General features: G+C 69.3%; 13 protein-coding genes. 8 read left to right on the forward strand and 5 right to left on the reverse strand.

Going from position 1 to position 12,427, the window contains the following annotated elements:
- Positions 1 to 32 precede the first annotated feature (32 nt).
- The 3 genes from BI335_RS10235 to BI335_RS10245 are packed head-to-tail and all read left to right on the forward strand — an operon-like array spanning position 33 to position 2,633.
- Complete coding sequence (locus BI335_RS10235; protein WP_094404435.1) at positions 33 to 722, forward strand: DUF1707 SHOCT-like domain-containing protein; 690 nt, start codon at positions 33 to 35, stop codon at positions 720 to 722.
- Positions 712 to 1,218, forward strand: coding sequence for a PH domain-containing protein (locus tag BI335_RS10240; RefSeq protein ID WP_094356703.1), 507 nt, complete (start codon positions 712 to 714; stop codon positions 1,216 to 1,218). Before BI335_RS10235 ends, BI335_RS10240 begins: the two co-directional genes overlap by 11 nt.
- Complete coding sequence (locus BI335_RS10245) at positions 1,215 to 2,633, forward strand: PH domain-containing protein (RefSeq protein WP_094402439.1); 1,419 nt, start codon at positions 1,215 to 1,217, stop codon at positions 2,631 to 2,633. The genes BI335_RS10240 and BI335_RS10245 overlap by 4 nt, the downstream gene beginning before the upstream one ends.
- A 181-nt stretch (positions 2,634 to 2,814) precedes the next feature.
- On the opposite strand, the gene galE is transcribed toward BI335_RS10245, so the two are convergent.
- Positions 2,815 to 3,777, reverse strand: coding sequence for a UDP-glucose 4-epimerase GalE (gene galE / locus BI335_RS10250; RefSeq protein ID WP_094430726.1), 963 nt, complete (start codon positions 3,775 to 3,777; stop codon positions 2,815 to 2,817).
- Between the two features lie 86 nt (positions 3,778 to 3,863).
- On the opposite strand from galE, the gene ppgK reads away from it, so the two are divergent.
- A complete protein-coding gene (ppgK, locus tag BI335_RS10255) occupies positions 3,864 to 4,673 on the forward strand; it encodes a polyphosphate--glucose phosphotransferase (protein WP_094356706.1) in 810 nt (269 codons plus the stop codon).
- 13 nt (positions 4,674 to 4,686) lie between these two features.
- The gene (locus tag BI335_RS10260; protein ID WP_229119536.1) at positions 4,687 to 5,517 is read left to right on the forward strand and encodes an aldo/keto reductase; all 831 of its coding nucleotides are present in this window, start codon (positions 4,687 to 4,689) and stop codon (positions 5,515 to 5,517) included.
- 97 nt (positions 5,518 to 5,614) lie between these two features.
- Here the strand turns inward: BI335_RS10260 and BI335_RS21910 are convergent, their stop codons facing one another.
- Together BI335_RS21910 and BI335_RS10270 are read right to left on the reverse strand one after the other, a co-directional pair.
- Entirely contained in the window at positions 5,615 to 6,751 is a 1,137-nt protein-coding gene (locus BI335_RS21910) for a hypothetical protein (RefSeq protein ID WP_094430728.1), read from the reverse strand.
- 59 nt (positions 6,752 to 6,810) lie between these two features.
- Complete coding sequence (locus BI335_RS10270; RefSeq protein WP_166646800.1) at positions 6,811 to 7,464, reverse strand: DUF4352 domain-containing protein; 654 nt, start codon at positions 7,462 to 7,464, stop codon at positions 6,811 to 6,813.
- Positions 7,465 to 7,646: 182 nt separating this feature from the next.
- On the opposite strand from BI335_RS10270, the gene BI335_RS10275 reads away from it, so the two are divergent.
- From BI335_RS10275 to BI335_RS10285, 3 genes are all read left to right on the forward strand, one after another.
- The gene (locus BI335_RS10275) at positions 7,647 to 8,927 is read left to right on the forward strand and encodes a sensor histidine kinase (RefSeq protein ID WP_094430730.1); all 1,281 of its coding nucleotides are present in this window, start codon (positions 7,647 to 7,649) and stop codon (positions 8,925 to 8,927) included.
- Positions 8,928 to 8,936: 9 nt separating this feature from the next.
- On the forward strand, positions 8,937 to 9,602 hold the full coding sequence (locus tag BI335_RS10280; RefSeq protein WP_094430733.1) for a response regulator: 666 nt from the start codon (positions 8,937 to 8,939) through the stop codon (positions 9,600 to 9,602).
- Positions 9,603 to 9,727: 125 nt separating this feature from the next.
- Positions 9,728 to 10,828, forward strand: a complete 1,101-nt coding sequence (locus BI335_RS10285) for a hypothetical protein (protein ID WP_094430736.1) — start codon at positions 9,728 to 9,730, stop codon at positions 10,826 to 10,828.
- An 87-nt stretch (positions 10,829 to 10,915) separates the two neighbouring features.
- On the opposite strand, the gene pdxT is transcribed toward BI335_RS10285, so the two are convergent.
- Together pdxT and pdxS are read right to left on the reverse strand one after the other, a co-directional pair.
- The gene (gene pdxT / locus BI335_RS10290; protein WP_094430738.1) at positions 10,916 to 11,512 is read right to left on the reverse strand and encodes a pyridoxal 5'-phosphate synthase glutaminase subunit PdxT; all 597 of its coding nucleotides are present in this window, start codon (positions 11,510 to 11,512) and stop codon (positions 10,916 to 10,918) included.
- The gene (pdxS, locus tag BI335_RS10295) at positions 11,509 to 12,408 is read right to left on the reverse strand and encodes a pyridoxal 5'-phosphate synthase lyase subunit PdxS (RefSeq protein ID WP_094430740.1); all 900 of its coding nucleotides are present in this window, start codon (positions 12,406 to 12,408) and stop codon (positions 11,509 to 11,511) included. Before pdxS ends, pdxT begins: the two co-directional genes overlap by 4 nt.
- Positions 12,409 to 12,427: the final 19 nt, after the last annotated feature.

The raw sequence follows: 12,427 nt of genomic DNA on the forward strand, positions 1-12,427 counted from the left end.
TCCGGGTCGGAGATCTGGCCTAGGCTGCTGCCATGACTCCGCGCGAACCCGACGACGTCGGCCCCGCGGTCGGTGGCGACCTGCGGGCGAGCGACGCAGACCGCAACCAGGTGCTCGACCTGCTCTCCGCGGCGTACGCCGAAGGCCGGTTGACCCGCGACGAACACGACGAACGCACCGGCCAGGCCACCCGGGCCAGGACCTTCGACGACCTGATCCCGCTGACCCGTGATCTGGTCCCGATCAACTCCCCGCTGCCGCAGCAGCGGCACCAGCCCACCCCGGCGAGCCCCGCGGTGCGCCGCTCCGCCGGCGCCGACCGACCGGACACCATGATCGGCATCATGGGCGGTTCGAATCGCGAGGGTCCCTGGCAGGTGCGCGCCCAGACCCGCAGCTTCGCGCTGATGGGCGGCAACGATCTCGACTTCACCGAGGCCACCTTCGACGCCCCGGAGGCGGTGATCGAGGGCGCCTGGATCATGGGCGGGCTGACCCTGCTGGTGCCCGAGGGGGTCAACGTGCGGGATGAGACCATCGGCGTCATGGGCGGTACCGATGTCAAGGGTCTGCGGCCGCACCCCGACGGTCCGACCCTCGTGCTCAAGGGTCTGTGCCTGATGGGCGGGATCGACGTCTACGGACCGGACAGCAAGTCCTTCCAGCGCAAGATCGCCCGCAGGCAGCGCAAGCGGCAGCGCCGCGGTGGCCATGGCCACTGAGGCCGACCTGCTGTTCGCCCCGCCGAGCGAACAGTGGCGCCGGCTCTCCCCCCGCTACCGCACGCTGCTGCGGATCGGCGTACTGATCGGTTGGCTGCCGCTGGTCGCGATCGCCACCTGGGCCGGCTGGTTCTTCTCCGGCGGGCTGGCGATCTGCTGGGTCCCGATCCTGGTCGCCGGCCTGCTCTGGACGAGTTGGCGCTGGTGGCGGATGGGTGCGCTCTGGCGATCCTGGGGGTACGCCGAGCTGGCCGACGATCTCTATGTCACCCGCGGGCTCTGGTTCCGCCGGCTGACCGCGGTCCCCTACGGCCGGATGCAGGTCGTCGAGGTGGAATCCGGGCCGATCGAACGCGCGCTCGGGCTGGCCACGGTCAAACTGGTCACCGCCTCCGCCTCCACCGACGCCACCGTCCCCGGATTGCCGCCCGCCGAGGCCGCCCGGCTGCGGGACCGGTTGACCGAGCTCGGTGAGACGAGGACCTCGGGACTGTGACCTCACCGGAGCACCCCGCCGATCCCGTCGTGGTCCCGCCCGGTGAGCAGACCCCGGCGGTCAAGGCGACCGAACGCCCGCATCCGCTGACCCCGCTGATCCGCGGTTGGGTGGTCCTGCTGGCGATCATCGTCGCCGTGGGCCGGGAATTCCTGCCCGGCAACGGAAACGGCGGTGCACTGGAGTGGGCGCAGACCCTGCCGATCCTGCTGATCATCGCGGTCGTGCTCGGCATCGTGCTGCTCAGCGGCCTGATCGCCTTCGCCGGCTGGTGGTTCACCCGCTTCGTCATCGACAGCGACGAGTTGCGGATCGAGACGGGTTGGCTGAACCGTTCCTCCAAGCGGATCCCGTTCAACCGGATCCAGTCGGTCGATGTGATCCAGCCGCTCGGGGCCCGGATCTTCGGCCTCAGCGAGCTGCGGATCGAGGCCGGCGGCAGTGATTCCCGGGTCACCCTGCGCTATCTGAAGCGCGCCAAGGCGTACCAACTGCGCGACTATCTGCTGGCCCGCGCGCACGGCCAGCGGACCACCGTCGAGGCGGCCGGCCAGCAGCCACAGGCCCGGGCGCTGGAGGATCTGGCCAGCTCGGACCAGGTGCTGGTACGCCTGCAGCCGCCGATGCTGGTGCTCGGCCTGGTCACCTCCACCGAGTTCCTGGTCTCGGTGCTCGGCCTGATCGCGGCGATGGTCATCACCTGGTACGCGGGTGCGGGGGCGTTCGCACTGGCCGGGTTGATCCCGCTGGTCGGTGGTGTGGTCTCGCTGATCAGCCGAAGGGTGATCGCGCAGTTCAACTACACCCTGGCCCGGACCAGCAGCGGGGCGCTGCGGATCACCCGGGGGCTGACCAATCTGAGCAGCCAGTCGGTACCGGTGGATCGGATCCAGGGGGTACGCATCCAGCAGTCCTGGCTGTGGCGGCACCTGTTGCGGCTGCACCGGGTGGACATCGATGTGCTCGGTTACGGCAGCGACGGCGCCGACAACAACCGGTCGGCGTCCAGCATGCTGCTCCCGGTCGCCAGCACCACGCAGACCCGGATCGCGATGGCATACCTGCTGCCCGGTGCCGAGGACGAGTGGGTGCAGCTGTATTCGGTACCGCGCCGGGCGGCCTGGTTGCGGCCGATCGGCTGGCGCTTCCTGCGCTACGGCTGGAACGAACACGTGATGGTCGGCGAATCCGGCTGGCTGCAGCACCGCCGCGAGGTGGTTCCGCACGCCAAGACCCAGTCGGTACGCCTCACCCAGGGCCCGCTGCAACGCCTGCTGCGGTTGGCCTCGGTGCACCTGGACACCACCCCGGGCCCGGTCACCCTGGTGCTGCACCATCTGGACGCGGCCGTGGCCCGCGACATCGTCAACGACCAGCTCGCCCGCGCCGCCCACGCCCGCGCGATCGAACGCTGACACTCACCCGCTCATCGAGTAGCGAGCCATGCGCAACGGACCCTGCCCCTCACGCTCATCGAGTAGCGAGCCATGCGCAGCGGAGCGGAGCAATGGATCGCGTGTCGAGATGAGCCAGTACGTCTCGACACGGTCGCTGCGCGACCTGCTCGACGAGCGTAGGAGGCCCTGCCCCCCACGCTCAGGCGTGGGCGGTCCGCGCGGTCCAGGCGGAGCGGACCATCTCGTCGATGTCGTGGCGCATCGCCCAGTCCAGATCGCGGCCGGCGGCCTCCCCGGTGGCGACGATCCGGGCGGGGTCGCCGGGGCGGCGCGGCGCCTCCTCGGGGGTGAAGTCGATCCCGGTGCCCTTCGCCATCGCGGTCATGATCTGGCGTACCGACAACCCGGTGCCCGAACCGAGGTTGTAGACCGGATCCAGGGAGCGATCGGCGGCGAGCGCCTGGGCGGCGGCGACGTGGCTGCGGGCCAGGTCGGCGACGTGCACGTAGTCCCGCACACAGGTCCCGTCCGGGGTGTCGTAGTCGGTGCCGAAGATCTGCGGTGTCCGGCCGGCCAGCAACGCCTCGATGACGATCGGGAAGAGATTGTGCGGGCTGACGTCATAGACCTCATCGGTCCCCGACCCGACCACATTGAAGTAGCGCAGCGAGGTGTGCACCAGTCCGGTGGCCCGGCCCTGGTCGGCGATCAGCCACTCCCCGGCCAGCTTCGACTCGCCATAGGGCGACTCGGGTCGCGTCGGCGAGTCCTCGGTGACCAGCTCGGTCTCGGGGGTGCCGTAGACGGCGGCCGAGGAGGAGAACACCAGCCGCGGTACGCCGGCCTGCTCCATCGCCTCCAGCACCGAGGCGGTGCCGGTGACGTTCTGGGTGTAGGTGTGCACCGGTCGCTGCACCGAGACCCCGGCGTACTTGAAGCCGGCGATGTGCACCACCCCGACCGCCTCGTGCTCGGCCAGGGTCTTGGCGACGAGTTCGGTGTCGGTGATCGAGCCCTCGACCATCGGTACGCCGGCCGGCACGAAATCCCGGCGCCCCGAGCTCAGGTCGTCGAGCACGACCGTGCCGATCCCGGCCTCGGCGAAGGCCCGCACCACATGCGCCCCGATGTAGCCGGCCCCACCGGTCACCAACCAGTTCATCGAAATCCTTTCAACCACCTGCCTGCACCAGCCAACCTAACGCGGACCCCGTGGCACAGATGCAATCGGGCCACTAGGCTCATCGTGTGACTGATCGACCAGTGCTGGGAATCGACATCGGCGGCTCGGGCATCAAGGGAGCGCCCGTTGACCTCACCGCCGGTGACTTCGCGACCGACCGATTGCGGATCGATACGCCGAAGAAATCCACTCCGAAGAACGTCGCGGAGGTGGTGGCCGAGATCGTCGAGCAGTTCGCCGACCAGATCGGCGACGGCCCGATCGGGGTGACGGTGCCGGCGGTGGTGATGCACGGCATCACCCGCTCGGCGGCGAACATCGACAAGTCCTGGATCGACTGCGAGGCCGAGAAGCTGTTCGAGGAACGGCTCGGCCGGGATGTGGTGCTGGTCAACGACGCGGACGCCGCCGGGGTCTGCGAGGTCCGCTTCGGGGCCGCCAAGGATCACCCCGGGCTGGTGCTGATGGCCACCCTCGGCACCGGGATCGGGACCGCGATCATCTACAACGGCGTGCTGGTGCCGAACTCCGAGCTGGGCCATCTGGAGATCGACGGATATGACGCCGAGACCCAGGCCTCCTCCGGTGTGAAGGACAAGCTCGGCCTCTCCTACAAGGAGTGGGTGCCGCGGTTGCAGCGCTATTTCGAGACGGTGGAGAAGCTGCTCTGGCCGGACCTGATCGTGATCGGCGGCGGGGTCAGCAAGGACCACCAGAAGTTCCTGCCCAAGCTCAAGCTGAATGCCCCGATCGTGCCGGCGAAGCACCACAACCGGGCCGGCATCATCGGTGCGGCCTGGCTCGCCGTCGACCGCACCAACAACCCCGATCCGCTGCGGGATTCGCCGGCGGCGAAGCCCGGAACGATCAACTGAGGAAGGGATCGCGGTGACCGAGCTCGCACCGTTGATGCGACTGGCCGGTGGTGCCGAGATGCCGCAGGTGGCGCTCGGCACCTGGCCGATGGACGACACCGAGGTCGAGGCCGCCATCCGCTCCGCGGTCGAGATCGGCTACCGGCACGTCGACACCGCCGAGAACTACGGCAACGAGGTCGGCGTGGGCCGCGCGATCCGCGACTGCGGGTTGCCGCGGGATGACCTGTTCGTCACCACTAAATTCAACCGACGTTGGCATTCCGATCCGGCGGCCGGCCTGGCGGGCAACCTGGAACGCCTCGGTCTGGACCATGTCGACCTGCTGCTGATCCACTGGCCGAACCCCGACCAGGACGCCTATCTGCAGGCCTGGCAGGGAATGCTGCGACTGCGCGAACAGGGCCTGACCCGGGCGATCGGCACCTCCAACTTCAAGCCCGCGCACCTCGACCGGTTGATCACCGAGACCGGTGCCACCCCGGAGGTCAACCAGATCGAGCTGCACCCGTGGCTCGACCGGCCGGCGGAGCGGGCGTACCAGTCCGCCCACGGGATCGTCACCGAGGGTTGGTCCCCGCTGGGCCGCGACACCGGCCTGATGCAGGACCAGACCGTGCAGCAGGTGGCCGCGGCGCACGGGCGTACGCCCGGTCAGGTGCTGCTCCGCTGGGCCGTCCAGCTCGGGTGCGCGGTGGCGCCCAAGTCGGCGAATCCGCAACGCCAGCAGGAAAATCTGGCGATCTTCGACTTCGCGCTGAGCACCGAGGAGCTGGACCTGCTGAGCGGATTGCAGCCGCCGGCCGGGATGGCGCCGGTGGACTCCGACGAATTCGGTCACTGAGCCGAGCCGAACGACAGCGGCCCCCGGGATATCCCGGGGGCCGCTTCTCGTGCACCGTCCCGATCGCTCGGAATCGGCGTACTGGTTCAGCTCCGCGTCATGACTTCCAGGTCACCGTCGGGGTGGACCGGGACTGGGTGAGGTCTGCGCAACCGGTGAACTTGGACTGCGGGGCGCGCACCGTGCGGCTGGAGTAGTCGGCCGTGTAGTACTCGTAGTCCAGCTGGGCCTCGAAGGTGACGCAGGTCGCGGTCAGCGGCTGGCCGGCGGCGACATCGGCACTCGCTGCCACCTCGGAGCGGCTCCGCTCACCGACCAGCTTCCAGTTGGCGAGGTTCGAACCCTTGTCGGCCGGGGCGGTCACGCTGAACGGGCAGTTGGCCGGTGCCGGATCCGAGGAGATGGTGCAGCGGCTGAACGCCGACCCCACGGTGGAGCGGACCAGTTCCTTGCCGCGTTCGTTCAGCTGGATCTGCACGTCCACGGATTTCGTCTCCCCCGGCTTCAGGGTGACGGTGTTGCCGTCCTTGAACTCGTAGTAGCTGCTGGACAACCCCTTGCCGCCACTCACCCCACGGATCTCGTAGGTGCCCGGGTAGACCGGAACCTCCTTGCCGGTCATGCTGCTGTTCTCGTAGCCGATCGCGAGCGGCAGGTCGTCGGCGGACTTCAGGGTGAGCTTGGAGAACCCGTCGACCACCTTGTACTTCCCGTCGACCTTGCGCATCCGCAGATCCACCTGCTCGGTGCGCCCGTCGATCGTGTATTCGACCTTCGCCAGGTCACCGGAGGTGCTGACGCTGTTCACGGTGTAGTCGCCCCGCTGGCCGAGGGAGTACTGCTTGGCGGCGTTCAGCTCGGCGGCGGTCGGGACGTTCACCACGACGTCGGCCAGGTTGGCGGAATAGGAGTCGTTGAGCGCCTCGAAGTAGCGGTCGACGCCCTTCTGCGGGGTGTCCCGGGCGGCCCAGAGGGCGAAGCCGATGATCGCACCGAGCACCGCGACAACGGTGATCAGGGCGATCAGCACGATCGGGGTCGCCTTCTTCTTCGGCCGCGGAGCCGGGCCGCCGGCGTACGGCGGGAAACCCGGCCCCTGCGGTCCCATCGGACCGGGCCGCTGCTGACCGTAGGGTCCCTGCGGACCCGGTCCCTGCGGACCCGGCCCCTGCGGACCGGGTCCCTGTCCAAAACCGCCCTGGGGCCCGGGGGTACCCCACTGGTTGTTGCTCATGGATCTGCCGTTCGATGGAGGGATTCGAAGGCACCATGATCACATACCGGGGGCGCATCTCAGGCGAGCGCGATCGTCCCGCCCCGGCTGAACATCGAACCCTGGACCTTGGCCCTGGTGGGGGTCACATCGGCCGGCACGTCGTAGTAGATGCTGCCGGTGAGGGTGTTCCCGGGATTGATCTGCTTGAGCACGATGACGTCCTTCACGATGAAGGTCTCGCTGCCGGAGGCGTACTCCGCACCCTTGTCGTCGAGCACCTTCACGTTGTTGTCCAACAGCGTCTCCTGCTTGCTGCCCAGGTTCTTCACCGACAGGTCCATCTTGCAGAACTGGCCCTGCGGCTGGATCTTGGTCAACGGGTCCTCGACCGAGACGCCACACTTGAAACCGGTGACGGTGAACTCCAGATCCTCGTCCTTGACCGGGGTGTTCAAACCGGCCGGCGGCGGGGTCGTCTTCCCGGCTCGGGTCGGCTGACCGGCCGGCTGACCCTCGCCGTCGGCGGATTCGGAACCGCCCCCGCCGGCCTGGCTGATCAGGACGATGCCGACCAGCACGAGCAACAGCCAGAACCAGACCCGCTTGTGGATCGGCTTCTTCGCCTTCGGCGGCGGTCCGGCCGGGCCGGGCTGCGGCTGGCCCTGCGGCGGATACATCGCGTAGTTGGGGTGCTGCTGGTGCGGACGCTGCGGGGGCTGCTGCTGGGACATCGTGACTCCTGTGGGTAGGCCGGCGAACCGGGTGGGTGATGCCCCAACGATCCCGGCCCCGCGGCGGTGACCGCGTCGCCCGATCGAGTCGATCGGTGTCCCCCGATCGGTGGACAGCCGGGACGTTCCGTACGCCGAATCGGGGGACGCGCGATGTCGGTCCCCCGCCCTAGGCTCAGGACATGTCCACCCCCTCCCGCAGCGGCACCAGGCATTGGTCACGCCGCGTGCTGTCTGTCCTGGCGTCGATCCTGGCATTCGTGGTGATGGTGGTCGTCAGCGTGATGGCCGTCCTCGAAGTGCCGCCCTATCTCGGCGGACCGCCGATGCCCAACGGTGGCCCATCGATCAGCAACCTCGGCATCCTGGCGTTCTTCGTCGCTTTCCTGCTCGAGATCTCCATCTTCTGGCGCCGGACTCGTCCCTGGGTGCTCTGGGGGATGGGCGCAGGGATCGCGCTGGTGCTGCAGCTCGATCCGCTGTTGATGTTCCTCGGGATGAGCGAGTTGATCGCCCGGCGCCCCGCCCGGCAACGACGGATCGCAGCGATCGGCGCCGGGGTGGTCGGCGTGATCGTGTTGATTCGAAACGCCCTGACCGACGGCACCTGGGTTCCGTTGCCGACCGTCGATCAGCCGACTCGGATCGCTTTCGACGTGGTGGCGATGGTGATCGGGTACGCCGGGACCTTCATGTTGGGCTGGTTGCGCCGCAGCCGCCGGGAGTTGGAGAGCGCCGACGCGCACCTGGAGCAGGCCCAGCAGCATGTCGCCGGGCTCACCGACGAGCTCGCCCGGCAGTCCGAGCGGGAGCGGTTGGCCCGCGAGATCCACGACGCGCTGGCACACCGCCTTTCCCTTGTCTCGTTGCATTCCGGGGCATTGGAGGAGGTCGCCCGGGCCGGCGACGGGCGGGTCACCGAGGCCGCCCATGTGGTCCGCGACAATGCCCACCGGTCCTTGGAGGATCTGCGGGATCTGGTCGGTGCACTGCGCGACCCGCATCGCGCCGGGCCGGTCACCGAACCGGCGCAGATCCCATTGCACGGGATGGCCAATGTGGCCGAGGTGATCGACTCGACCATCGCCGCCGGCGTCCAGGTCAACGCCTTCGTGATGCTCAGCGACCCGGAGCAGGCCGGTGCGCTGCTCAACCGGGCCGTCTTCCGGATCGTCCAGGAGGCCCTGACGAATGTCGTCAAGCATGCCCCTGGGAGTTCGGTCGGACTGGATCTGCGGGCGGCTCCGGGCAGTGGGGTGCTGCTGCGGATCCGCAATCCACTGACCGGTGCCCCGTCGGGGCTGCCGGGTTCGGGGTCGGGGCTGATCGGCATGCAGGAGCGGGTCGCGGCACTGGACGGCCAGATCACCGTCGGGCCCACCGCGGACGGCTGGTTCGAGGTGTCGGTGCAACTGCCCTGGGCCGCGGTGGACGACCCGGCGACACCGGGGCCAGCTTCCTAGAATGGCGGCATGACCACCCCACCCGCGGCTCGACCGATCCGGGTGCTGCTCGTCGACGACGACCCGATGGCACGCGCCGGCGTACGCGGAATTCTCGAACAGGATCCGGACATCACCGTCGTCGCCGAGGCCACCGACGGTGACGAGGTGACGGTCGCCGCCGACCGGCACGCACCCGACGTCGTGCTGATGGATCTGCGGATGCAGCGGGTCGACGGGGTCACCGCGACCGCGATGCTGCGGCGCCGCGTCCGCCCGCCCCAGGTGGTCGCACTCACCTCCTTCGACCTGGACCGATATGTGTACGCGGCCCTGGAGGCCGGGGCGGCCGGTTTCCTGCTGAAGGACGCCCGTCCGGAGCAGATCCGCGACGCGGTGCGGATCGTGCACTCCGGGGAAGCGGTGCTCTCACCGCGCAGCACCCGGCACCTGCTGAACCACTTCGCCGGTGCGGACAGCGAGCGGCAGCGACAGGCGCGGACCGGGATGGCCCAGCTCAGCGACCGGGAGCGGGAGATCGCCCGGCTGGTCTGGGAGGGCCTGTCCAACAAGCAGATCGCGCACCGGCTCCACGTCGGTGAGGCGACGGTCAAGACGCACCTGGCCAGGTTGTCGGCGAAGCTCGATCTGGAGTCCCGGATCCAGATCGCCCTCCTCGTCGAGCGCGCCGGCTGAACCAGCCGTCCCGAGCGAGAGGGAACCTTCCGCCGCTCTCGATGTTCTCCGCAGGCTCGCATTTCCCTAGCGTGATGGGCAACGCAGGACACCCGAACCCCCGTGACGCACCAGGAGAACCCCCGATGAGCCTCAGGACCAAGCTGAAGAGCCGCAAGGCGCTGGCCGCGATCGCGATCGGCGCCGTGCTGGGCGTCCCTGCGATCACCGTGCCCCTGACGGTCACCGCGACCGCCGCCTCCGCGCCGTCGTCGAAGTATCAGGATCTGAGCAAGGAACAGCTCGAGAACGCGAAGATCATCATCGCGACCACCAAGAAGCACGGGTTCAGCGAGCGGGCGATGGAGATCGCGATCGCCACGGCGATGCAGGAGTCCACGCTGCGGAACCTGAACTACGGCGACCGGGACTCGCAGGGGTTGTTCCAGCAGCGGCCGGTCAGTGGCTGGGGCACGGTGAAGGAGATCCGCAATCCGGTGCTGGCGACCGAGGCCTTCCTCGGGGTCGCCAAGCACACCAACAACCCCGGGCTGAAGGACATCAAGGGCTGGGAGAAGATGCCGCTGACCAAGGCGGCCCAGGCGGTGCAGCGGTCGGGCTACCCGGACGCGTACGCCAAGTGGGAGCCGCTGGCGAAGGAGATCGTGGCGCGCAACAAGCCCAAGCCGAGCCCCAAGCCGACGAAGACCACGAGCAAGCCGACCAAGACTCCGACGGCCAAGCCGACCAAGACCCCGACCGGCAAGCCGACGGCCACGAAGTCGCCGACCGGCAAGCCCACGGCGACCAAGAGCCCGATCGGCAAGCCCACCGCGAAGCCGACCGAGACCGGCAAGCCCACCGCGAAACCGACCGAGACCGGCAAGCCCACCGCGAAACCGACCGAGACCGGCAGGCCGACGGCCAAGCCGACCCCGACGGGCAAGCCGACCGACAAGCCGACGCGGACCGCGACCCCGCGGGAGACCCCGACCGTGGCGCCGCCCACCCTGCAACCGCCGGTCACCACCCCGCCGGTCACCCAGCCCCCGGCGGAACCGCCGGTGGCCGAGCCGCCGGTCGATGAGCCCACCACGGCGCCGCTGCCGCCGAGCGACGGTGGCCTGGGTGGCTACCCCGATGCCGAGCCCGTCGGGGACAGCAAGGATCCGGGTGGCAGCGCCACCGCCGGTGACGCCCCGCTCGAACCCGAGAGCACCGGCGGCCTGGCCAGCACCGGTTCGTAGGGCCGCCACGAGACATCCGAAGATGCGACGAAACCCCTGCTGCAGCAGGGGTTTCGTCGCAGTTCGGGGGGTTTCGCGAGCTGGTGCTCAACCGGCGAGGCGATCCATCGACCGGGTCGCCAACTCACAGAGCAGCTCGTGCAACCGGGTATCGGAGGACAGTTCGGGATGGAAGCTGGCCGCCAGGATCCGGTCCCGGCGCACCGCGACCGCCTCATCGCCCCAGCGGGCCAGCACCTCGACACCCGGACCGACCTCCTCGATGCGTGGTGCCCGGATGAAGACACCGCTGCCCGCGCCGCCATCGGACCAGTGCAGGGGCAGTTCGGCCGAGGCCAGCTGGCCGCCGAATCCGTTGCGTCGAACCGATACCGGCAATCCACCGATCCGGTCGAAGCCCTGCAGCGCGGCACCGTCGCGCACCTCGTCGGCGAGCATCACCAGGCCCGCGCAGGTGCCCAGCACCGGCAGGCCGTCGGCGATCCGGTCCCGCAGCGCCGGTACCAGGTCGACCTGGGCGCAGAGCCGGGCCATCGTGGTGGACTCCCCGCCCGGCAGCACCAGGCCGTCGAGATCGGCCAGCTGCTCCGGCCGGCGTACCAACGCCACCTCGGCACCCAGCGAGGCGAGCCGGTCCGCATGCTCGCTGACCGCGCCCTGCAGGGCGAGTACGCCGATCCTCACCAGCCGCGCTCGGCCAGGCGGTGCGGGGCGGGCAGATCGGCTACGTTGATGCCGACCATCGCCTCACCGAGGCCGCGGGAGGCATCCGCGATCACCTGCGGGTCGTCGAAGTGGGCGGTGGCGCGCACGATCGCCTTCGCGCGGCGCTCCGGGTCACCGGACTTGAAGATGCCGGAACCGACGAACACGCCGTCGGCGCCCAGCTGCATCATCATCGCCGCATCGGCCGGGGTGGCGATCCCACCGGCGACGAAACACACCACCGGCAGCGCCCCATCACGGGCGACCTGACGAACGAGCTCCAGCGGTGCCCGCAATTCCTTGGCAGCAACGAAAAGCTCATCCTCGCTGGTGGCGGCGAGCTTGCGGATCTCGGAGTTGATGGTCCGCAGGTGGCGCATCGCCTCGGACACGTCACCGGTGCCGGCCTCACCCTTGGAGCGGATCATCGAGGCACCCTCGGCGATCCGGCGCAGCGCCTCACCGAGATTGGTGGCGCCGCAGACGAACGGCACCTCGAAGCCGGACTTGTCGATGTGGTTGGCGTGGTCGGCCGGGGAGAGCACCTCTGACTCGTCGATGTAGTCCACCCCGAGTGCCTGCAGCACCTGGGCCTCGACGAAATGCCCGATCCGGGCCTTGGCCATCACCGGGATGGACACGGTCTCGATGATCGACTCGACGAGCTCGGGGGCGGACATCCGCGCCACCCCACCCTGGGCCCGGATGTCGGCCGGGACACGCTCCAGGGCCATCACCGCGACGGCGCCGGCCTGCTCGGCGATCCGCGCCTGCTCCGGGGTGACGACATCCATGATCACACCGCCCTTGAGCATCCGGGCCAACCCGGGATTGACGACGGCACGGGTGTCGGTGGGGGTCTCGAGAGTTGTCATGCGTCCAGCCTGCTGCAGC

The sequence above is a fragment of the Enemella evansiae genome, from assembly GCF_002250705.1.
GTDB lineage: Bacteria > Actinomycetota > Actinomycetes > Propionibacteriales > Propionibacteriaceae > Enemella > Enemella evansiae.

What these genes read in the sequence shown, in the direction of transcription:
- BI335_RS10235 (WP_094404435.1), top strand. Translation starts at nt 33, where the DNA reads ATGACTCCGCGCGAACCCGACGACGTCGGCCCCGCGGTCGGTGGCGAC.
- BI335_RS10240 (WP_094356703.1), top strand. Translation starts at nt 712, where the DNA reads ATGGCCACTGAGGCCGACCTGCTGTTCGCCCCGCCGAGCGAACAGTGG.
- galE (WP_094430726.1), bottom strand. Translation starts at nt 3,777, where the DNA reads ATGAACTGGTTGGTGACCGGTGGGGCCGGCTACATCGGGGCGCATGTG.
- BI335_RS21910 (WP_094430728.1), bottom strand. Translation starts at nt 6,751, where the DNA reads ATGAGCAACAACCAGTGGGGTACCCCCGGGCCCCAGGGCGGTTTTGGA.
- BI335_RS10270 (WP_166646800.1), bottom strand. Translation starts at nt 7,464, where the DNA reads ATGTCCCAGCAGCAGCCCCCGCAGCGTCCGCACCAGCAGCACCCCAAC.
- BI335_RS10275 (WP_094430730.1), top strand. Translation starts at nt 7,647, where the DNA reads ATGTCCACCCCCTCCCGCAGCGGCACCAGGCATTGGTCACGCCGCGTG.
- BI335_RS10280 (WP_094430733.1), top strand. Translation starts at nt 8,937, where the DNA reads ATGACCACCCCACCCGCGGCTCGACCGATCCGGGTGCTGCTCGTCGAC.
- BI335_RS10285 (WP_094430736.1), top strand. Translation starts at nt 9,728, where the DNA reads ATGAGCCTCAGGACCAAGCTGAAGAGCCGCAAGGCGCTGGCCGCGATC.
- pdxS (WP_094430740.1), bottom strand. Translation starts at nt 12,408, where the DNA reads ATGACAACTCTCGAGACCCCCACCGACACCCGTGCCGTCGTCAATCCC.